Raw genomic sequence first — 21,246 nt, forward strand, 5'->3', positions numbered from 1 at the left:
CGTGGTGCAAACATTGCTCAAACAACAGCACGACAATCCTTCAAAGCGTATACCACTTCAACTTTCAACGCGTTCTCTCAAATATTTTTCTTGCTTTGCTCCAAAACCATCATTGCGGCTATACTAGTCCATAAAAACGCTATAGACTTAAACCTTCCAGCAATATCGAAACTTCCATATTTGCTCTGTCTATTTCGCCTTGCCGATTTTATCACGAGCTCATCTTCAACAGAAAATAACAATGCTTTCACGAGAACTTCAGCCACAAAAATATCTGCCGACAAAAAAACGCAGCCTATCTTGCAGCATATAAAGACGTAAGCCCATTAAAAATTTCAGCATTTTACTGATAGAAGCACCTTACCCTCCATAACCTTATGGCTCTCTCTGCACTTAAACTTGTATACCTTCCAGCGCCCCATAAGATGGCGCCAGACAAGATCAGTTTGCACCCATTCAAAAGGACACCCCCTCTCCCATGCTCTTTCTGCACACATGCAGTATTTCGCATAAAACACAAAAAGAATGTTCTTTTGAACAGATCAGCCATACAGCAATATAAAAAAAGACAACTTCAAATAGCTAAACAGCCATCAATCTTCCTTTTTTAAATTATCATTCGCTTTTCTTTGCAATAAACGACTATATAAGATTTTTTGAACCTTTTCAAGAGTTTCTTAGCCAATCAGTTCGATACGTCTTCAATCGCATATTCACGCGCTTGTTTTAAAGAAATTTCTCTTAAGTGCACCCAAGCCTATTTCGCACCGCGGCCCATCAATGGTATAATGATAAATCTTCCATGACATGTATAAAATCCATTGAGCACTTTACGCTTAATAAAAGAAGCAAGCCAGCACCATCACATATTTTTCTAACCCCTTATGTTCTGATACCCTTGGCACTTGAGACGGTTCATAAAGCATGGCCTTTCTTGTACAATTTCTCTGCGCATGAGAGCTCCCTGCTTGTAACTGCAAAAGACATTGTTTTGGTTAATTCACCACGAAACAGATTTGGAATGAAAAAATTTCCAGTATTAAGGGATCTAATTCAAGTTGAATAACGATAGATTATCATCTATAAATCAAAATATTATCCAATGCATAATGCTTAACGCTCCCCCCATTGATATTTTCAGAATTTTCACAGCATCTTCTTACAGATTATTTCATTCCATAACACAGTTTGCTCTTAATATCGCGACTTTACATGCGCTACTGGTATAAAAACAGAGAAACAATCATTTTATAATCAAGGTACAATTTTTGTTTACGATCTTTCTCTCGTTTTCAACCTTTTAAATGCAGCTCTTCTCTTTCATAATCATCACATTTCAAATCTATTCCATGTTGAATAAATTAAAATCACTTGCTTGCACATCACAAACAACGCGCTGATGTGTTGATAAAATACGCTGAAAGAAAAAGACTTCTTATGAACCTTAGCAAATGCCAAGAACTATAATAAACATTGGAAGCAAGCGTACGATGATTGTGACTTGCTCTTTCATAAGTATAAAGATGATAGCATTTTATAGATTTTATATTATTCAAAGTTTATATTATTTCACGAGAGCTTTACTGTTATACTATTCACATTTACCGCTATACCATTTACGAATGTCATCGTAAAATGTCTTTCGTGTGCGTTAAGAGATATTTCTTTAAAACAAGTACATAAATATGCAATACAAATATATAACATAAGTATATTTCGTTTGGAGCGTTCTTTACTTTTGTGCAAAACATGCCCCATTAGAGCAGCATTAACCAATCTTTCTATGAGATAAACGATCAGAAAACATTTTTGTCTTCCGCCGCTCACCTTAAAGGACCAAGATCTTAACTCAATCGGCTCTGTACGCAGTTCGAATTTTTGTCAAACGATCTTCTCCTGACTTTCCCCTCATCTGATTCACTTAAACGAAAGGCTCAACAAATAAACCTACGAATATTCATCGTACACTAAAAAATACTTAAACGTTCCAAGAAAACTTATATGTCTTATATTACCGTTATAAATGACAGTGCTTTATAGCATAACAGGATAAAAAAAGTTTCCAGCAACACAAAACTTACAAAATCAATCAATAGTCCTTTTAAAGCTTTCTTTTTTAGGATTCACAATACTCCAACTCCTTAAGCTTTTATAAAAAAAGGAACGATTTTAAGCTTGCCGAATATGTTGTATCAGCATATATTACAGATTGTAACATATTGTTATTCATAAAATCACCTCAAAAAGAACAGAAAGAGGTTTTTATGGCTGATCTCGTAAAAGCCGCTATGCTTTATTCAACCTTGATTATCACCATCAATGCTTTTGTTGTTATTTTAGTTCTCGTAATAGAAATATACTAAGCATACTCTTTTGGCTTTTTATAATCTGTGCAAATGAGCATCTTAATTTCACATAAGAGCAAAGCAAAATTTTAATTCTACAGATAAACCACACACCTAATTTCAAACATCGCTTGCAACTATTTGAGTATAAACTCTGCTTTTTGTATGCATTTTTACCCATCAGTGTCCGTCTTTTCACGCTATCTTGAATCTCAACTTCACTCCCACCTTAAAAAACGAAATTTTCTATCAGATATGATCTGTAAATAATTTGTCTCTTTATTGAGTAAATTTCCCCTTCAGGGCATATCACAATTCTAAAGAATAATATTTCATGAAGCTTATGATAATCTATTGAACACCATCTTTACCCTTATGAGAGAATAAACCAGCAGCATCACACACTTTTCCAGCCCCAAATGTTGCCAACAAAACCTTTAGCACTTGAGATAATTCATAAGAGGCATTTTTACGTCTTTCTTCAACAGTTTTTATCCACACGGCTCTCCCCGCTTGTACCATGCAAGAAGATGGTTTTAATTAATTCAACCGAGAACAGATTTGGAATAAGAGAATCTTACGTTATTCGAGATCCTTATTCAGTATAAAATAATTAAATTATTTTTATAAATCAAAGTGTTATTCAGAAAAACATTCATCACACACTCGAGAACAAAAAACACCTCATACGTAAAGTTTTATATGCGCTCCACCGCTCAATATGATAATATCACGACACAATTAAGATAAAAAAATAACAAGGAAAAACCTTGCAAACTCAGAAAAGAGAGGAGAAAAATGAAAAGATGTGGAGAGCACTCAATTCCTCACACATCCGGCAAAACCGTCCTAGCAAAACGGCCTCACAACTTAACGAATGTTATAATATTCTCAAATCAAAAGAAATTTTTTAAAAATAGTTTGAGAAAAACATTTGAGTATGAAACGATAATAATTCTATTCAGAATGTTTTTCTCTTTATTAAAACAGAGAAAGTAATTTCCAAACAAATGTTTCCTCCTAATTTTTCCGAAATTAGCAGTAACACATAACAACTCATTGGGAGGCAATACTATCTACAATTGAAAGCACTTTTGGGCTGAACAAATGACAGTATAGCATCCGTTTACACAAAGAGTACTGATCGTAAACGACTAATTCTTGAAGCCATAAAAAGACTCTCTAAAAGTTAGAGAGATCCTAAAAAACGTAATAGAATCAAGAACTAAACAATTCCTTATTTATTGAACTGTATGTTTTTAATTAATGCCAAACATAAGTTCCATATATGCTTGTCTGGCATGTTGGCAATTTTTAGATTTCTCCATAGAAGATTGATCCAGCTTTTCACATTTTTTTGCCCACTCTTCGAGTAATGTTTTATCTTTCTTAAATTCCGCTACGCTGTAGTTTTTTTCGCAACCAGCAACGACAAGTCCAGTACAAAGCAGCAATGCTGTAATAATAACTTTATTCATGATTTAATTCCCTTCCTTTTTATCTTCAGTTTTTTTCTCGTCATCATGTACAAAGCTTGAACCAGGCCAATCTCGGGCATGAACTTCACGATACGCTTTATCTGCGTTTTTACAATTTTGAGAATCTAAATCCTCTGATATCATGCATTTCATTGCCCATTGCTCAAGTAATTTGGGATCCTTCTTAAATTCCGCTACGCTATAAGTTTTTTCACAACCAGAAACGACAAATCCAGTACAAACCAGCAATGCTGTAATAATGGCTTTATTCATCAATAAAATTCCCCTTTTTTCAAATTTACAAAGTTTAGGACACAATTTAGGGCCTTAAAAAAAGTTCTACATATGCTTGTCGAAGGTTTTTACAATTTTGAGAGGATTTGAGCGGTGAACCATCGTTCTCACATTTCTTTGCCCATTCCTCGTATAATTTTTCATTTGTTTTAAATTCTTTTACACTATAAGTTTTTTCACAACCAGTAACAGCAAGTCCAGTACAAAGCAGCAATGCTGTAATAATGACTTTATTCATAATTTAATTCCCTTCCTTTTTATCTTCAGTTTTTTCTTGGTCGTCCTTTCCAGAGCCAAAAATTCCCCATTTTTTACGAGTTTCTAATTCAGCTTGTTCTGCGTTTTTACAATTTTTTGAATCAAAACTTCCTGCAATAAAACATTTCTCTAACCACTGATTGAGTAATTTGGGATCTTTCTTAAATTCCGCTACGCTATAAGTTTTTTCGCAACCAGCAACGAAAAGTCCAGTACAAACCAGCAATGCTATAATAATGGCTTTATTCATCAATAAATTCCCCTTTTTCAAATTTACAAAGTTTAGGACACAATTTAGCACCCGATTAAAATTGTACATTCGGTTCATTGTGCATTTTCAAAAAGCTTTTTAATCATTTCTTTTCCTTCAAGAACCTCTTAGTAACGAGAAGCAGCACGATATCTTACCCAAAATTCGTCATGCCTATACCCATTGCAAATTCCCTGCAAACGAAAGAATACAGCTTTTAATCAACTAATTGCGCTCTTATCATTTCTAAACCACCGGAAAAGAAAGAAAGCTTTAAGTCCCCCTGTACTTTTTAAAAGCCAATAGAAATGCTAAAAAAGCGATCTTATACATTCCAATTGAAGAAAAAAGCCTATTGCCTTGCGTACCATTACAACTGGCATTAACTATTTAAGACTATAAAATCATATAAATGTAAGAAATATTTTCTATAATATACTCAATGACTTCTTTTGTTTATTAGGAAAAATTATAGCGCGTCAATATCAGTAAATTTTACTTATTTTTGTCCCCCCTTTATAAACATGAATATAATTTAATAAAACGGATTGCTGCATAACAGAAAAAAATAATCAACGCTACTCTTAATTACATTATTTACGCATGTATTAAGTAAAATAAACAAAAAAATAACCTGATGTTTTAAATCATTATCAAGATAATTTTTATGGAAGAAGAAACTTATCTATTCATCTAGCGGATAAGATCACAAGTAGTATGATGATTATCACATTTATAGGGAAAAGTTTGAAACGGAGAATTTTTCGCAAACTCATAGCTCTTTCATGAGATAATACAGAACCTTATGAAAAACAACTTGAATGAAGCAACCATCGTGAAAAAGGAAGAGCGCTTTTATTATTAACTTCGTATAAAAACAATCAATATCATCTCTAGAAAAAGCATTCAAAGCAACGAAATTATCGTATCCTTTTTTACACTTTTCCGTATTTTTGTGAAAGCAATTCGCGGACCTCATCAGCTATTTTAGTTCCACGACTTGCACAACTGACCTTAATCAACCGATGCAAACTTTCTGGTATATCAATCGTGAGGCGCTTCATACCTCCACTCATGCTCCCTTTGTGGCTTCCTACCCATGCATCCGCTGTTAAAGGGATTGATTTATTCGTTGGTTTTGTGCCGATTTTAATTTTTTTATTCATCGCGCTAACTCCTTGATTTCCGCTGCAACCGCTTCAATCTCTGCTGCTGCTGGTCCTTGCTTATCAACTTCATAAACCGCCTTTCCCTGTGCTGCTGCTTCTGCAAAAATCACACGCTGCGCAACGCTAGAAGAAAGAACATGTACGGGGTATATGCCAAGAGCTTCGTTCACATCACGCCCTATCGCTGTATTGACGATTTTACGATTAATAACAAAAGCCGATTTAAGATTTTCTTTATAAACACGTGCTTCGTCAATCAGCTTTACAATTCCATCCGCTGCCCAAATATCATAGGGACTAGGCAAAACAGGGATAAGCACCAAATCCGAAGCCATAAGAGCACTACGAGCAAGATCCGTCACACGCGGAGGACCATCGATAATAATATGATCATAACCATAACCAATCTGTGTAATCTCTTTGTGAACCGTTGCACGCGGTAAACCAATAACCGAAAACAAAGGTGCATCTTCACGCGCAGCAGCCCAATCCAATGCGCTTCCCTGTGGATCAACATCAATAAGCAATACCCTTGCACCGGTCCGAGCAAAACTGGCCGCAAGATTAACACTCAATGTCGTTTTTCCGACACCCCCCTTTTGATTCAAAAGTCCAATGATCATTTATTACGCCTTTCAGCATTATCGTTTTTACGATTATACAGAAAGTAATAAAAGAAACAAGCATCCAATACGTGCAAAATAACCATTTCTCCCATTTTCAGGATAAATAACAATAGCCCGCAATTTTTTATAATATTCTTTTAACATGAGCAAAACATTATGAAGATGATATTCTTGAAAATAACAAAATAAATTTAAAAGAGGCATGCTCTTCTTCCCCACCCTAAAACAAAGATTTTTAAATCCATGTCGATCTGTAAACAATGCGCTGTAAATGATCCAGCTTCTTATTTTGCGCCGGCCTTTTGGGCTTCTCCCTTCATGCAATCCACTTAATGCAACTCTACAAACAAGCTCCACTCTGAATATACAACAAACTATAAGGAGAATTCATTGTTTTGCACGTTGAATGAGAGAGCCGAAATCAGGAAGATTCTCTCATTTCATGCCTCTTATATTAAATTAATCAAAATCATATCTCTTGTACGTACAAGCAGGGCTGGCGTGTGGGTAAAAACTGTACAAGAAAGGATTTAAAATGCTTCTTATGCAGAATCTCAAGTACCAAGAACTATTACAATATTGGGGGTTGGCAAATATAACAATGGTACCGACTTCCTTCTTCATAAGCGTAAAAAGGGTGCTGATCCATGAATTTTATACTCTTTGACGCTCGACAAAGTAAAATGGGCTTAAGAAAAATAAGGATACCTCTAGCAAGCGTGTAAACAAGCAATACAATGAAATGTCTATGTTTAGTAAACACTATAGATTATCCATAAAGACCAAACATCCGTCTTTCATAAATCGCATAACGAACATGTTGCGGAGTGAGATATTTTGCATCTTACAGCTCATTTTTCCCAAATAGATCTTCTCGACAAAAAGAATATTTTTGTTAAGATGCCACTGAAAAACTTACCTTCATTATGTTCTTTCTATATACCAGACCAGAGGGTATCGTGAAGATCGTGCAATTGGGAATAAACAAAAATGAATTTACAACAAATTGAACCTGATATTTTTATCAGCGCCCAAATTAGCATAGAAAATATCAAAACATTGGCACAAGCTGGTTTTAAAACAATTATCTGTAACCGCCCCGATCACGAAGAGCTCCATCAACCTGACTTTTCTAGCATTAAAACGGTCGCAAATGAATATGGCATAAAAGCCTATCACATTCCCATTTCTCCTCCAACTATAGAAAAGTCAGCTGTTGAAGCCATGCAAACAATTTTAAAAACAGCCTCTCTGCCTCTTCTTGCCTATTGTCATCACGGAGCACGCTCGCTGCATCTTTATCGTTTAGCGCGTCTTTAAACAGAGGATTCGCACACTTCCTCCGCACCTTAAAAGACGAAAATTCTTAAATACACATCGATTTGTAAAAAACAATCTGTCAATAATCTTTGTCTTGCGCCTTTCCCTTGGCTTGCCACTTCATAAAACTCTACAAGCAAGCTTTGCTGCTCAATATACAACAAGCATACACACCCGAAGCCATAAAAATGCGTGAAAATTCATATGATGATCGAAGAAAATTATTTTCACCTCACCTTTTATCACTGCTCCACCTTCTTTTTCTCTTCCTTTACCAATACGAACTCATTCGTACGCCACAGACACCTAAAACGACAGTAAAACCACTAAGAAAACCCCATATTCCGAATAAAAGGCATGCAGAGTATTTTATAAAAAAGCCGTAAGCCATAATCTATGATTAACTACAATATATTGATTTATAACAATTAATTGTTTTGCACGTTGAGTGAGAAATCCTAATACCGTAAGATTCTCTCAAGTCTATTTATAGTGAAGCAATCAAAAGCGTGTTTCTTGCATGTCACAAGCAGGAAGTGTTCGTGTGAAATAAAACGAGTTAAGAAAAAATCCCTCTCATAAACGCTCTCAAATAGCCTAGACTGTACAACACTAAAAGCTTGTCAATATAACGGATGGTGTCGGATTGCTCTTTTATTAGGCATAAAGATGATAGCGCTCAACGAAACTTGCATGATACCATTCATGAGAGCCATCATGAAAATGAATATGAGAAGCGTTGAGAGATATTTCTTTAAAAGAAGTGCATAAATTAGCAAAACAAGGATATTCCAGCATTTTATTTTACCTGTGGGACCTGATATCCTATGCAAAGAACAACAAAAGCCTGAAGCTGTTATTTTCACGATTTAAGAGATATTGCTCTGGACACTTTTGAAAGTGGCAAAGCCGAATTTAAAAAAGACAGTTATCTGGACTGATTTTTCCCTTGATAACTTCATATTTTTCCCCAATAAGGCTGCAGATTGATTTCAGAGAATACGCAAATGGATAATGCAATAGGGCTCTCCTCATCTAGCATACAAAAGCTGTAACAGTAGAGAGAGCATTAAAGCGCCTTAATCTTTATCTCAAACATACTGCTCGCATTGAGGAACACTAAAGAAAAAGTTTTATAAGAAAAACAATACGATACAGTCACGAATAGACCGAACATAGATTGGAAAGATGTTCTAACTTTTATCCAATATTTCTATCAAAAACAACAAAACATTATTGGCTTTGTGTTTTCATATCCTTACAAGACTGTCTTTCCTTTTCATTATAGGCGTTACATTTGTGAAAGACAAAGGAAATATATGGATAGTTTTTAACTTGAAAATCTGAAAGATTGACGTGTTACGACAACAAAATTGTGCCTTTATCCATCAAAAGCATTAGAAATTTTGAAACAATACACCTGCTTTCTCGCAATGATTTCTTTTATCTACAATCAATCGCAGTCTCCTTAATATGCATTCCCCATCACAATATACAAGAGAAACGAAACTTAAAGCATTTTCCAGCAGCTTCATTCTCGTTTACGTGATTGGTCAGCACGAAAACTGCTGCTGACCACTAATCTTCTTCACAAGACTCGACAAACAAAACTTTTTTAAAAATATTCATTACATAATACAAAATATCACATGCGTAAGGTTACACGAACCAACTCTCATCATAAACGATGATACAGCATAAATGACATAATAAGCCAAATTAGAAAGAAGAAACAATAAACTTTTAAAATAAAAAAAAGTCATCAATTAAATTTTATCAAACTATAAGCTTAAGATCGCAAGAAATTTTAAAAACAGCCTTTCTCCCTCTTCACATTATATTATTATCATTGCCTAATACACTTTATACTTATCCATTACTGCATCTTTTGTGATAAGTTTTAACGTATCAGAAAGAAACAAGCAGTAAAGTTTTGAATGACAACAAAAACCATAACGTTAACTTTGAAAAAAATGATGCCAAAATCAGATCTTCAGATATTCGATTCTCCCTCTCAACAACGGAAAAAACATATATTCCACGATGTTTTGGAATATATCTTTGTGATTATAATCACTTTAAGTGCTATTTTTACGGCTCTTCTCTCTTTTTCAGATCAGTTTAGGACATATTTTTAAAAGTAAGCAGCCTATCCAACGTTGATAATGGTTGTACTGTCTTTAAAATTTCTTTTGCTTTTTTTTCATCACGATGCATTTGCGCAATCAAAGGTTCAAGCCCATCAAATTTTTCTTGTCCTCGCAAAAACTGGAAAAAAGAAACGGTACAGCTTTCCCCATAAAGGTCGTCGTTAAAGTCAAACAAATAGGTTTCCAAAAGGGGCGCCCCATCCTTAACAACCGTTGGACGACAACCAAAGCTTGCAACACCATCATACAAAACACCGTTCGCACGACGCAAACGTACCGCATAAACACCATGAGCCAAACGAACTTGGGGAGGCAACATTTGATTAGCGGTAGGAAATCCCAAAAGACGTCCAAGTTTTTCACCTTGAATAATATTGGAGCGTATCCGATAGTGATACCCTAACAAATGGGCTGCTTTGTCCACTTCCCCTTGTGAGAGAAGTTGCCGAATAAAACTCGAGGAAATAATCAAAGATTGTGATTCTTGAGGACGAGCAACGCAAGGAACTTGCACAACCTCAAATCCATATTTCTCTCCCCTTTGGCAAAGAAGATGTACATTTCCACTTTTCTGATGACCAAATTGAAAATTTTCGCCTGTCACCACAACTGAAACATCAAAAACTTCCTTTAAAAACAACTTAATAAATTCGTCCGCTGAAAGAGCGGCAAACTGTGCATCAAAGGGCTGTTCAATCACGCCGTCAAAACCAAGGGTTTTAAAAATTTCAGCTTTTTCAGCTGCCTCTGTCAAACGATAGACAGGAGCTGAATGTTGAAAAAAACTTCTTGGATGGGGTTCAAACGTTAAAACAACAGATGGTTTCTTTTTTATACGCGCGAAATCAAGTGCTTTTTGCAACACCACCTGATGCCCACAATGAACACCATCAAAATTTCCAAGTGCCAACACTGCTCCCCGCCAAGCCGAGGGAAACATATGAATTCCCTGAAGACGCAAAAATTTAGTCATTACTGAAGTGCCCACATGATTGCTTGTGGTTTATAACCATGATGTTCAAGAAAAGAATGCAAAGCTTGCTTATCAACCACACCCTTTTGCGTATAATCATAATGATGAATCCCCCCCATAATATAAAGGGCATCAAGACCAAAGTGAGCCGCCCCCTTAATATCCGTTAAAAGACCATCACCAATAGCTAAAACTTGACTTTTTTCTACTGTTCCCCGTATTTTTTGAAGTTTTTCAAAGGCACATTCATAAATAGGCGCGTGAGGTTTTCCAGCAATGCGCACTTCCCCCCCTAATTGTTGATAAAGACGAGCCAATGCACCAGCGCACCAAAATTCTTTATTTCCATAATGGACAATCACATCTGGGTTCGCACAAATAAAAGGTAAATTCCGTGACCGCATGCGACGAAACATCTCCTCATAAGCAGAGGGTTCTTCGTCAAAATCTTCAAGAAAACCGCTACAGACGACAACAGAAGCCTCCCATTCTTCAACAAATTCACACTCTAACCCTTCAAACAGCACCAAATCACGTTGTGAACCAATGAAAAAAACTTTACGTGGAGCAGTCTGAATGAGATCGCGCGTTACATCCCCTGAAGTGATAATGGCATCATAATAGTCGCTATGAACATTCATGCTTTGTAATTGAGCAGCAACATCTTCCCGTAGCCGAGGAGAATTAGTTAATAAAATGACAGTTTTTCCCATTTGTCGGATTTTATACAACGCCTTCAACGCTGGTTCAAATGCATGTACACCGTTATGCACAACACCCCACACATCACAAAAAACAGCATCATAATGCGCTATAATAGTCTCAATATGGGTAAGTTCATTCATGGAGCACCTATCTCTATTTGTCATTTAAAGCTGTCTTTTACTTCAAAACTACTTACCGAAAGATAATACTTGTGTCATCTGCTTTCTCAAACCATATCCCAACTTTTTATCGTCTATAGAGATCATAAGAAATGATAAAATAACTAAGTTATCATTAAGTTGTGCAAAATTCTAAAATGCTTGATAGCAAAAGCTTATCATTCCCCAATGCTCATTTTTCTCATAAAAATTTTAATTCTAACAACAACGACGTTGATAGAGTTTTTTATCTAAAATACTCAAATTCTTCACTGAGAAAATAAACGTATCCCCCTCTTAAAAACATGCATCATGAGAAAGCCCAATATATTTTCTCATTTCAAATTTGTTTATATTGAATCAATCAAAACCTTTTCGCTTACACATTATAAGCAGAGAGCGTACAGATAAAAACACGTGAAGAAAGAAAAAATAGCTCTTATGCTCCCTTTCAAGGCAAAAACTGTCGTAATATTTTGAACTGGCAGAGAGTATGTACCGTCCGAGCATCTTTTTTTCAGTAAAGATAGCAATATAGCTTTTATCCCATTCATAGAGGCTTTTACGCTACATACTTTACGAAGCACCATTGTAAAATAGGCGCTAACATTGAGAAATATCTTCTAAAACAAACATGTAAATGTACAACAATCAGATCTATAATGTTTTGAGTTTATTTTGCATGAGGGCTCTTTACTCATAAAAGCTTTCCCCTATCATCATGATATCTCAGACGCATCAAAACAAGCCATTTTGGTTATTGGTTAAGAGCAATACCGTAAGCGGTGCCTTTGAGCTTAAAAACCAAGTTTTACCTTCGTAAAATGCATATCTGATGTCATGAGTTGAGTAAGCAAACCTTAAAACTTTGAAAGGCAAACAACCTCCTATTTAAAAAAATCTATCCGTCTCAAGAAAAACTATTTTTATTGCCAATCTCCTAAAATTACTTTATGAATCGAAAAATGTTTTGATCGCATACGCAACGATCAAAAGGGGTCTTGAAAATCCGAAACCCTAGCGTAAAAATAAACCCACTATGTGGGTATCCCGGAATTCCGGGAGATTTTGCTATGTCCAGGTGCTCCAAGCACTAAAAGCAAAATGCTGACTAGGGTTCAGTGTTTTCAAGCTCCCGGAATACCAATGCGAGGGCGCTCGCACCTGAGGGGGAAAATGCAAGCTCAAAATCTTAATGTTGATCTTTTTGTAGGCAAAAAAATTCGCTTTAGGCGAAAAGTGCTAAAAATGTCTCAAAAAACATTAGGGCATCATTTAGGTGTCACTTTCCAACAAATCCAAAAGTATGAAAAAGGCTTAAATCGCGTGAGCGCAGGGCGTTTAAAGGAAATTTCCGATATTTTGAATGTTCCACTTGCCTTTTTTTACACTGATATCATCAAAAAAGACAACACCCCGTACCATTCGCCTCGAGCAAAGAGGAATATTTGCTTTTAAAAAGTTTTAGAGTCCTCACATCTGTCAAGCAGAAAGCGATTTTAAACTTAATTTGTGATCAAAATTAAAACGCTTTAAAAGCATAGCTATAAAGTGCTACACACCCTATTCTTGTCTTTCTCCCCACACCCCAAAAGGATGCCCCCCCTCCTCAAACCGGTTGATAAACGATCCGCCTTTTCAAAAATAGCTCCTTCTCAGCTTCCCATTTCATATGGTTCCTTTCACAAAATTATATAAACAAGCCCTCCCTTGAATATTCATCACACTCTCTTATCAAAACACCCCATGTATAAAGTTTTATGTCTTATATCACCACACCCGCAAACAATAGCGTTTTACAGCACAACAGAATAAGTATTTATCTGTATTTAAAGAGTGTCCCCCTTTTCGCTATGGACGCTCTATTTATTTTAAATGATGTACATTTAAAATACCTGCTATTAAAGACTTAGTATCTGTTATAAAGTCTTAAAGGCATATTTTTCCTCTAAAATCTCAATGCTACAGCAACTCTATCATAAGGCGACACATTGATTTACAAAGACAATTTATTGTTTTACATGTTGAATGAGAATCCAGAATATCGTAAGATTCTTTCATTTCAGACTTGTTCCATGTTGAATCAACCAAAACTATATCTCTTGCAGGTTACAAGTGGGAAGAGGCGTATGGATAAAAACTATTAAGTAAGAATTAAAAATGCCTCAAACGAACCGTCTCAAGTACCAAGGGCTGTAAACAACACCCACGAGCTGGCAAACTATGTGATGGTGCCGGGCCCGGCCTTACTCCGTTATGAAGCGTAACGATGGTGCTCAATGGCTTTACCGTTATACCCTTTACGAACAGCGTCGCAAAATAGGCTTGGATACCTTGAGAAATATTTCTATAAGACAATACTATCCAGTTCTCTCATGATCATAATCCTCAATCTGATAAAGTTGAAACAAACAATAGGATTGCGAATATGATTTGGGGAGCTCATCTGAAAGATAAAAAATGATAAAAAAATTCCGCTATAACAATTGAAGAAGCGAGCATTCGTTGAGCCGTAACTTCTTTATTTTAGAATTTTTATATCACACTTTACTGTTGAGATGCATGACCACGGTCTGTAACATCAAGCTTTGGCGAGAAAAACATTTCAGTATCTGCTTGTAAAACATTTTGACAGTTTTTAGATTCCTTAACAGCTTGTCCTGAAAGAGAACACTTCGTTCCCCATTCTTCTCTTAATTTTGCATCTTTTTTAAAATCTTCTACGCTATAGGTTTTTCACACCCCACAACGAATGCATAATAAAATAATTTTTTTTCATTTTATCCCTCTTTAAATACCTTATCTGTTAATATCATCCCCCCAAATGAGGGTTGAATTTTCACACTGTATGAGAATACAGCCTCACTATCACTTGCTTGCTTTCAAAGTGAATACTCTGAGTAAAATAACGCAAGAAGAGCTCACAATAGCCATCGTATGAGTTTGTCATAAAATACAATGAGAAAGGAAAGAGCCCAAACTGAATACAAATGATGAAATCAGAAGACGCATTAATGCTTTCGTCCAACTGATTTCAAATAGTTACATTGCAATAGGCATCGCCCCTAACCCTATAGAAAGCCTATGAGCATTATAATACTTAAGTCTCACGATCAATGGACTATGCAGCCATAACAAAAAAGTATGAGCTCTTTTTACCTATTTGTATGTTGATTATTGTTCCTCCATCGAGGACTAAATAGAAACGTTTTGTGATATATAGAAAACAATCAGCAATGCAAATCATTTTACGAAGATTTCTTCGTGTAGAGTCTATTTGAAATCCATCCATCATTTGGAAGTCTGAATTTAAAAGCAGATAATTATGAAAGCTTTTCAAGGAATGCAACAGATTGATCACTTTTAAAGACGTAAAAAACGTGATCCAATCCTGAAGACAAAAATTCTGATGAAAAAACTTTTGCTATGAATTCTTTTAAGGCATTGTGAAAGATTTTATCCGTTATATCAAACGTTACACCATTTTGGGGTCTGTTTATTTTTTACTTTTATCAACACCGCTTTAGAAATCCGTTTCTTGAGCGTTTTTTATCGCCTCACTTTCTCCTTCAAACAAAAATACTCAAAAATGCTTTGCCACCAACAATGACATTTTCCCGCTTTTATAAAACACATAAGTAAAAATAGAGAAGCGATTTTGAAAGCAACCCTCCCTTGAAAAGGGAAGTACCATCCATTTACTTCCTAAACGAAAATAATCTCACCGTTTATTCAAATTTGCTCTACGATTTGGTACAATTTTATTGATAAAGTTTTCTCTATAAAAATTTAAGTAAATATGTTCGTTAAAACCAATCATGGACTAGCAAAGGGGTTATAGGATCCATTATCTCGCCGCCATTTTAAAGGTTCAGTGAAATCACTCGACCAAAGACCAATCTTGTTGCCACGTGCTTTTTCTTCCGCATGATGATACTGGGCTGGAATAGGATTTTTCCCCTCTTTTGAGAGTACCAACATACCTTCTTTAAGACCTTCCTCAGCTAAATCAACCCCTTGAACAAAACATTGCGCATAATAAACACCATTGTGCATCAAAGCCTGTTTACAGGATAAATCCTGTCCAAGTGTTTTGGTGACAAGCCAAGCCGTTGTAACCGCACCACAGGGCCATTCTTGATCATTTAATCTTACTTTTTGACGGGGTGCACATGTATCCACACCATAAAGATGAATATCACGGGAGATATGTGAGCGCCAAGATTGTGCAGCAGGCGTCAGTAATTTAAATGTAACCCCACTTGTAACAGAAGCCTTACCATGAAAAACAACAGCATTATTTGCAACATCATTTAATGAAACACTCTTCTGCAAATCGAGAGCTGTTTCATTTTTTTCTAATTGCTGTTTGGTGATAGATTTACCTAACTTTTTTTCTTCTCGATAGAGATCGACAATATCTTGGATATCTTGCATCTCAAATGTTTTAAGAATGCTGAAATCCATTTTATCTTTATATTGGCTTAATCCCCACACTGTGGCCCCCATAATGTAAATAATAACAATCAATTTAAATAGCATCTCTTAACACGCTCGCTCAAAAAATTCGTTTTTTTCCTATCATGTCAGATTATTGATCAGCAATCCCCTTGTTTTTAAAGAAAAAATCCAAATATAAGTGTTGCAGATTAACTACATTTTGTAAAGAATGATATTCTTTCTTTCATTATTTTAATATTGTTATTTTTACCAATATACACAACTTAAAATTGCCATTTTCATGTAACACAATCTCAATTTGAAAAGACTTCTGTCTCTTTACGAAGAAGAGCTTGAGAGTGAACAGATCCACGATCAAGGCTTTTAAAACAAACAAACGAGAAGAATTAAACTGTCATCAAATGACAGCACTTTCCAGTTTGTTAGAGGCAATGGAATGTCGACATATGAACAAATATTATTTGTTAAAGAGAGGTAAAATGACAGATAATAGATTCCAAAACATCATTTTTATCGTGACCATGCTGCTTTTTACGGCAGTTTTTGTATCTGATTTTTCTTATGCTGCTTCTTCTACTACTGGTGGAGGTGGTCTGGGAAATCTTGATGGTGTTTTAGGCAACATTGTCACAATGATGACGGGTCCAACGGCAAAGCTTATTGCTATTATATGTGTTGCTGCTGTGGGGATTGGCTGGATGTATGGCTTTATTGATTTACGCAAAGCAGCTTACTGTGTTCTGGGGATTGCTATTGTTTTTGGTGCCCCTGCTCTTGTCGGTAAATTAGCGGGCACAACATAAATGAACGAAGATACTCTTTTCCTTGCCTGTACGCGCCCAGCCATGTTTGCTGGTGTTACAATGGAAGCGATGGCGCTCAATGTCATGGCAACATCCATTCTTTTCATTTTGACCAGTGATTTTACCATGTTTGGTCTTGGGATTGGGATGCACTTTATTTTGCGAGAAGTGACAAAGTACGATCACAACCAATTTCGCGTATTATTTGCATGGCTCAATACCCGAGGAAAACAAAAAAACCTCAACCGATGGGGAGGAGGTTCAACCTCCCCTTTACGCCTTATCCGCACTTATAAGGAACTAAGCTGAAGGAACGAAACTGGTGAAACAGAAGTCAATAATGAAACGGGAAACTTTGCCTGAAGAATATATTCCCTATATACGCTACATCAACCAACATGTCGTTGCTTTAAATTCACGCTGTTTAATGGTTGTGATGGCTGTTGAGGGTATAAATTTTGACACTGCGGATATTGATCAATTAAATTCTTTACACAACCAATTAAATACCCTTTTAAAAAATATCGCAGATGAGCGGCTTGCTTTATATTCTCACATCATCCGCCGCCGTGAAACGATATACCCAGAGGGTCATTTTCTTTCATCTTTTGCAACAACATTAGATGAAAAATATAAAAAGAAAATGGTTTCGCAAGAACTGTATAGAAATGATCTATTTATTTCACTGCTTTGGAATCCGGCCGCGGATAAAACAGAAAAGCTGGTTTCATTTTTTCAGCGCTTGAGCAAAGCGAAGAAAACACAATCTGAGCCCGATGAGGAAGCTATTCGTAAACTCGAAGAGTTAAGTCAAGATCTTATGCAAGGTTTGGAAGAGTATGAAGTCCGTCTACTATCAATCTATGAACATGAAGGACTTTTATTTGCCGAACAAAGTGAATTTCTCCACCAGCTAGTGGGGGGAAGACGTGAGCGTATTCCTCTCACATTTGGAACTATTGCTTCAACAATTTACTCGGATCGTGTTATTTTTGGGAAAGAAATTATCGAAATTCGCCATGAAAGCAATGAACGCTTTGTGGGCATGTTTGGATGGAAAGAGTATCCTTCTAAAACACGCCCAGGTATGACTGATGGTCTGCTTACGGTGCCATTTGAATTCATCTTAACACAATCCTTTGTTTTTAAAAGTAAGGCAGCCGCCAGTGCGATTATGAGCCGCAAACAAAATCAAATGATCAATGCAGCTGACCGTGCCAGCTCACAAATCGATGCACTGGATGAAGCGCTAGATGATTTAGAATCAAACCGTTTTGTTTTGGGAGAACACCACATTTCTTTAGCTGTTTTTGCTGATCATCCCAAAATATTGTCTGAAAACTTATCAAAAGCACGTTCCCATTTAACCAATGGGGGAGCCGTGATTGCCAGAGAAGATTTAGGATTGGAAGCAGCATGGTGGGCACAGCTTCCTGGAAACTTTAGCTATCGTGCGCGTTCAGGCGCCATTACCAGCAGAAATTTTGCCGCTTTATCGCCCTTCCATTCTTTCCCTGTTGGCAAACTGAACGATAATGTTTGGGGAGCTGCTGTCGCATTGCTAAAAACACAGGCTGGTTCACCTTACTATTTTAATTTTCATTATGGCGATCTTGGAAACACATTTGTTTGTGGTCCATCAGGATCTGGTAAAACAGTGATTGTTAATTTTCTTCTTGCACAATTACAAAAACACAATCCAACTATGGTTTTTTTTGATAAAGATCAAGGAGCAGAGATTTTTGTACGGGCTGGAGGAGGGAAATACAAACCTTTAAAAAATGGGCAGCCCACGGGTATTGCTCCCTTAAAGGGCATGGAATACACCGAAAAAAATAAAATCTTTCTTCGTAATTGGATCTTAAAGCTGGTGACCGCTGAAGGGCAAATCGTAACAGAAGAAGAGCGACAAGATATCGCCAAAGCCATTGATTCCTTGGAAAACTTACCCCCAACCCAGCGCTCTCTTGGTGCCCTTCAACTGTTTTTTGACAACACATCCAAAGAAGGAATTGCCATACGGCTGCAACGCTGGATTAGAGGCAATGATTTAGGATGGGTTTTTGATAATGACCAAGATGATCTCAATTTAAATGCGCAGTTCATTGGCTATGACATGACCGATTTCTTAGATAATGAAGAAATTCGGCGCCCCTTAATGATGTATCTCTTTCACCGCATTCTTGATCTGATTGATGGGCGGCGCATCATTATCGTCGTTGATGAATTCTGGAAAGCTTTAGAAGATGATTCATTTAAAGCTTTTGCGCAAGATCGGCTAAAAACAATTCGTAAACAAAATGGCATGATGCTCTTTGCAACACAAAGCCCTAAAGATGCTTTGAACTCAACAATCGCGCACACAATCATTGAGCAATGCCCCACCCAAATATTTTTTCCAAATCAAAAAGCAAATTACAATGATTATGTCGAAGCTTTCAAACTTACTGAGCGTGAATTTGAACTGATACAGTCAGAGTTAAGCAGAGAATCCCGTCGTTTTCTCATCAAACAAGGACAAAGTTCCGTCGTTGCAGAACTTAACTTACGTGGAATGAATGATGAGATCGCCGTTTTAAGCGGCACAACAAAAAACATTGAACTCATGAATGAAATTATCAACGAATATGGAGCTGCCCCTGACAAATGGCTGCCCATATTTTATCAAAGGAGAAAAAATCAATGAAAAAATATGGCTTAGTTACACTGTTATCTTTTTCTTTTATTTCTCATGCAATAGCGCAAACAACACCCGATGTAGATGAATATTATAAACAAGCACTCGAGAACACACAAAAATTAAATACTGCAAAATCTGAAACAGCTGAAAACATTTATAAAAGCGCAACTGAAACTGCAAATAAAATCAAAGAAATAAATAATCAGCTTGAACAACTTAAATCACAAAAAGACATAAAACCTGAAGAATTGCAAGCTCTTCGGCAAGATCTTCAAGTAAAGCTTTCTCTTCTTCAAGCAGGTCTTCAAGTAAGTTCTTTAAAACTTCAGTCTCTTGATATGATTCAAGCAAGAGATACGAAGACAAAAGATGAATTACGTGAAGAAAAGGAACAAAAAAAGCATAAATATCTTGAGGCACAATTAAAAGAAAAAGAAAAGCAATTAAAAGAAAAACTTGAAAGTACGAGTACAAATGTCAGACTTTAGTTTTTCTCCCTTTGAAAGCGTTTCTGGGTATATTTTAAACCCCCTTGATAATGTGATGGACACAACGGTGAGTGGGCTATCTTCTGCTATTTCAGCGCCCTTAAATCTCGCTGCAATCATTTTTATCTTTCTTTATGGCTATAATGTTATGACAGGTCGCGTTGCGCTTTCCATGCATAGTCTTCTCAATAATGTTGTTAAAATCGTTGTTGTTACAACAATGGCAACAAATGCGGATACATTTAATACTTATGTCAAGGATATTTTCTTCAATGATTTATCCAATGCTATTGGGAATGCGCTTAACAGTAATCCTGCAAGCTCCAATGTTTTTGATTATATTTTGTTAAAGGCAAGTTCACGTTATCAAGAAGTCTTATACAATGCTTGGTTTTTTGAAAAGATCATTGTGGGTCTTCTTGGTTCTATCATGCTTCTCGCGGTTATTCTTTTTTGTATAGGTGGTTTTATTGTGCAAATGTTTGCACAAGTTGCACTCGTCATGATTATAGGTCTTGGTCCTCTATTTATTAGTTTGTATTTGTTCAATGCAACGCGAAAATACTCCGATGCATGGATTACAACTTTGATCAATTTTACCATTTTACAAGTTCTCGTAATCATGCTTGGAACCATTATATGTCAAGTTATCCTACAGGTTCTCAAAGTTTCATATGAATCAATTTATGTTCTTTTTCCCCCTGTCATCGTCATTTCGATTATAGGAGTTATTATCTTCCGTGCGCTTCCTGGTATTGCAACAGCGCTGGCCTCTGGCGGACCATACTTTAACGCTGGTGTCTCTTCAGGAGGACAGATTTTTACAATGCTTTCCAATGGTGCAAGAGCGAGTGGCAATGCAGTAAAAAGTGCCACTTCACAAATCTCAGGAGCTGCCGGTAACGCTGTTAGAAGTGCGGCAGGGGCGGCAGCAAAAGCAGGTAAATCTGGAGGCGGTCGTGGTCGATTTTAAGATAAAGCACCTCTTTAAAAGAATAAGCATTTTTGTTTTTGCCTTGTGTGCGCCCTTTGGCGCACACGCCATGATCCTGTTCCAGATAAGATCTAACATCTTGGGTCTAACAACA

18 protein-coding genes and 2 pseudogenes are annotated in these 21,246 nt (G+C 36.4%); 7 read left to right on the forward strand and 13 right to left on the reverse strand.

All coding sequences use genetic code 11. From position 1 onward, the window contains the following. Positions 1–77 precede the first annotated feature (77 nt). The 9 genes from ACFILT_RS09790 to ACFILT_RS09830 all read right to left on the reverse strand — a co-directional run bounded on the left by ACFILT_RS09790 (position 78) and on the right by ACFILT_RS09830 (position 6,624). Complete coding sequence (locus ACFILT_RS09790; protein ID WP_375678458.1) at positions 78–284, reverse strand: hypothetical protein; 207 nt, start codon at positions 282–284, stop codon at positions 78–80. Positions 285–2,696: 2,412 nt separating this feature from the next. Next, positions 2,697–2,846, reverse strand: a complete 150-nt coding sequence (locus tag ACFILT_RS09795; RefSeq protein ID WP_375678459.1) for a hypothetical protein — start codon at positions 2,844–2,846, stop codon at positions 2,697–2,699. 758 nt (positions 2,847–3,604) lie between these two features. Beyond that, positions 3,605–3,823 carry an EexN family lipoprotein gene (locus tag ACFILT_RS09800; RefSeq protein ID WP_375613558.1) on the reverse strand — a complete coding sequence of 73 codons (219 nt, stop codon included), beginning with the start codon at positions 3,821–3,823 and terminating at the stop codon, positions 3,605–3,607. A gap of 3 nt (positions 3,824–3,826) precedes the next feature. Further along, positions 3,827–4,096, reverse strand: coding sequence for an EexN family lipoprotein (locus tag ACFILT_RS09805; protein WP_375678460.1), 270 nt, complete (start codon positions 4,094–4,096; stop codon positions 3,827–3,829). Positions 4,097–4,142: 46 nt separating this feature from the next. After that, on the reverse strand, positions 4,143–4,355 hold the full coding sequence (locus ACFILT_RS09810; RefSeq protein ID WP_375678461.1) for an EexN family lipoprotein: 213 nt from the start codon (positions 4,353–4,355) through the stop codon (positions 4,143–4,145). A 3-nt stretch (positions 4,356–4,358) separates the two neighbouring features. Continuing rightward, positions 4,359–4,625, reverse strand: coding sequence for an EexN family lipoprotein (locus ACFILT_RS09815; protein WP_375678462.1), 267 nt, complete (start codon positions 4,623–4,625; stop codon positions 4,359–4,361). A gap of 935 nt (positions 4,626–5,560) precedes the next feature. Then, positions 5,561–5,791 (reverse strand): plasmid partition protein ParG, encoded by a 231-nt coding sequence (locus tag ACFILT_RS09820; protein WP_273790969.1) that lies wholly within the window; start codon positions 5,789–5,791, stop codon positions 5,561–5,563. Then, the gene (gene parA / locus ACFILT_RS09825) at positions 5,788–6,417 is read right to left on the reverse strand and encodes a ParA family partition ATPase (protein ID WP_375678463.1); all 630 of its coding nucleotides are present in this window, start codon (positions 6,415–6,417) and stop codon (positions 5,788–5,790) included. The genes ACFILT_RS09820 and parA overlap by 4 nt, the downstream gene beginning before the upstream one ends. A gap of 33 nt (positions 6,418–6,450) precedes the next feature. Further along, positions 6,451–6,624 carry a hypothetical protein gene (locus ACFILT_RS09830; RefSeq protein ID WP_375678464.1) on the reverse strand — a complete coding sequence of 58 codons (174 nt, stop codon included), beginning with the start codon at positions 6,622–6,624 and terminating at the stop codon, positions 6,451–6,453. A gap of 786 nt (positions 6,625–7,410) precedes the next feature. On the opposite strand from ACFILT_RS09830, the gene ACFILT_RS09835 reads away from it, so the two are divergent. Next, positions 7,411–7,740, forward strand: a complete 330-nt coding sequence (locus ACFILT_RS09835; RefSeq protein WP_375632881.1) for a TIGR01244 family sulfur transferase — start codon at positions 7,411–7,413, stop codon at positions 7,738–7,740. Positions 7,741–9,861: 2,121 nt separating this feature from the next. Here the strand turns inward: ACFILT_RS09835 and ACFILT_RS09840 are convergent. Together ACFILT_RS09840 and ACFILT_RS09845 are read right to left on the reverse strand one after the other, a co-directional pair. After that, positions 9,862–10,863: a bifunctional riboflavin kinase/FAD synthetase gene (locus ACFILT_RS09840; protein ID WP_375678466.1), complete on the reverse strand. Its 1,002-nt coding sequence runs from the start codon at positions 10,861–10,863 to the stop codon at positions 9,862–9,864. Then, positions 10,863–11,708, reverse strand: coding sequence for a TIGR01459 family HAD-type hydrolase (locus ACFILT_RS09845; protein WP_375612197.1), 846 nt, complete (start codon positions 11,706–11,708; stop codon positions 10,863–10,865). The genes ACFILT_RS09840 and ACFILT_RS09845 overlap by 1 nt, the downstream gene beginning before the upstream one ends. A gap of 1,194 nt (positions 11,709–12,902) precedes the next feature. On the opposite strand from ACFILT_RS09845, the pseudogene ACFILT_RS09850 reads away from it, so the two are divergent. Then, positions 12,903–13,252 (forward strand): annotated as a pseudogene (locus ACFILT_RS09850) (helix-turn-helix domain-containing protein). 1,021 nt (positions 13,253–14,273) lie between these two features. Here ACFILT_RS09850 and ACFILT_RS09855 read toward each other — a convergent pair. Continuing rightward, positions 14,274–14,402, reverse strand: a pseudogene (locus ACFILT_RS09855) (hypothetical protein); the annotation flags it as partial. 1,140 nt (positions 14,403–15,542) lie between these two features. Next, complete coding sequence (locus tag ACFILT_RS09860) at positions 15,543–16,268, reverse strand: hypothetical protein (protein ID WP_375678467.1); 726 nt, start codon at positions 16,266–16,268, stop codon at positions 15,543–15,545. Positions 16,269–16,666: 398 nt separating this feature from the next. Between ACFILT_RS09860 and ACFILT_RS09865 the strand changes: the two genes are divergently transcribed. Genes ACFILT_RS09865 through ACFILT_RS09885 form a run of 5 tightly spaced genes read left to right on the forward strand, consistent with a single transcriptional unit; the run spans position 16,667 to position 21,131 of the window. Then, positions 16,667–16,990 carry a TrbC/VirB2 family protein gene (locus tag ACFILT_RS09865; protein ID WP_375613587.1) on the forward strand — a complete coding sequence of 108 codons (324 nt, stop codon included), beginning with the start codon at positions 16,667–16,669 and terminating at the stop codon, positions 16,988–16,990. Continuing rightward, entirely contained in the window at positions 16,991–17,299 is a 309-nt protein-coding gene (locus tag ACFILT_RS09870) for a type IV secretion system protein VirB3 (RefSeq protein WP_212112790.1), read from the forward strand. A gap of 31 nt (positions 17,300–17,330) precedes the next feature. Next, complete coding sequence (locus ACFILT_RS09875; protein ID WP_375678489.1) at positions 17,331–19,676, forward strand: VirB4 family type IV secretion/conjugal transfer ATPase; 2,346 nt, start codon at positions 17,331–17,333, stop codon at positions 19,674–19,676. Then, a complete protein-coding gene (locus ACFILT_RS09880) occupies positions 19,673–20,158 on the forward strand; it encodes a type IV secretion system protein VirB5 (protein ID WP_375680012.1) in 486 nt (161 codons plus the stop codon). The genes ACFILT_RS09875 and ACFILT_RS09880 overlap by 4 nt, the downstream gene beginning before the upstream one ends. Next, complete coding sequence (locus ACFILT_RS09885) at positions 20,145–21,131, forward strand: type IV secretion system protein (RefSeq protein WP_375680013.1); 987 nt, start codon at positions 20,145–20,147, stop codon at positions 21,129–21,131. Before ACFILT_RS09880 ends, ACFILT_RS09885 begins: the two co-directional genes overlap by 14 nt. Positions 21,132–21,246 lie beyond the last annotated feature (115 nt).

This window comes from Bartonella sp. AP7XZML (genome assembly GCF_042195745.1).
Classification (GTDB): domain Bacteria; phylum Pseudomonadota; class Alphaproteobacteria; order Rhizobiales; family Rhizobiaceae; genus Bartonella.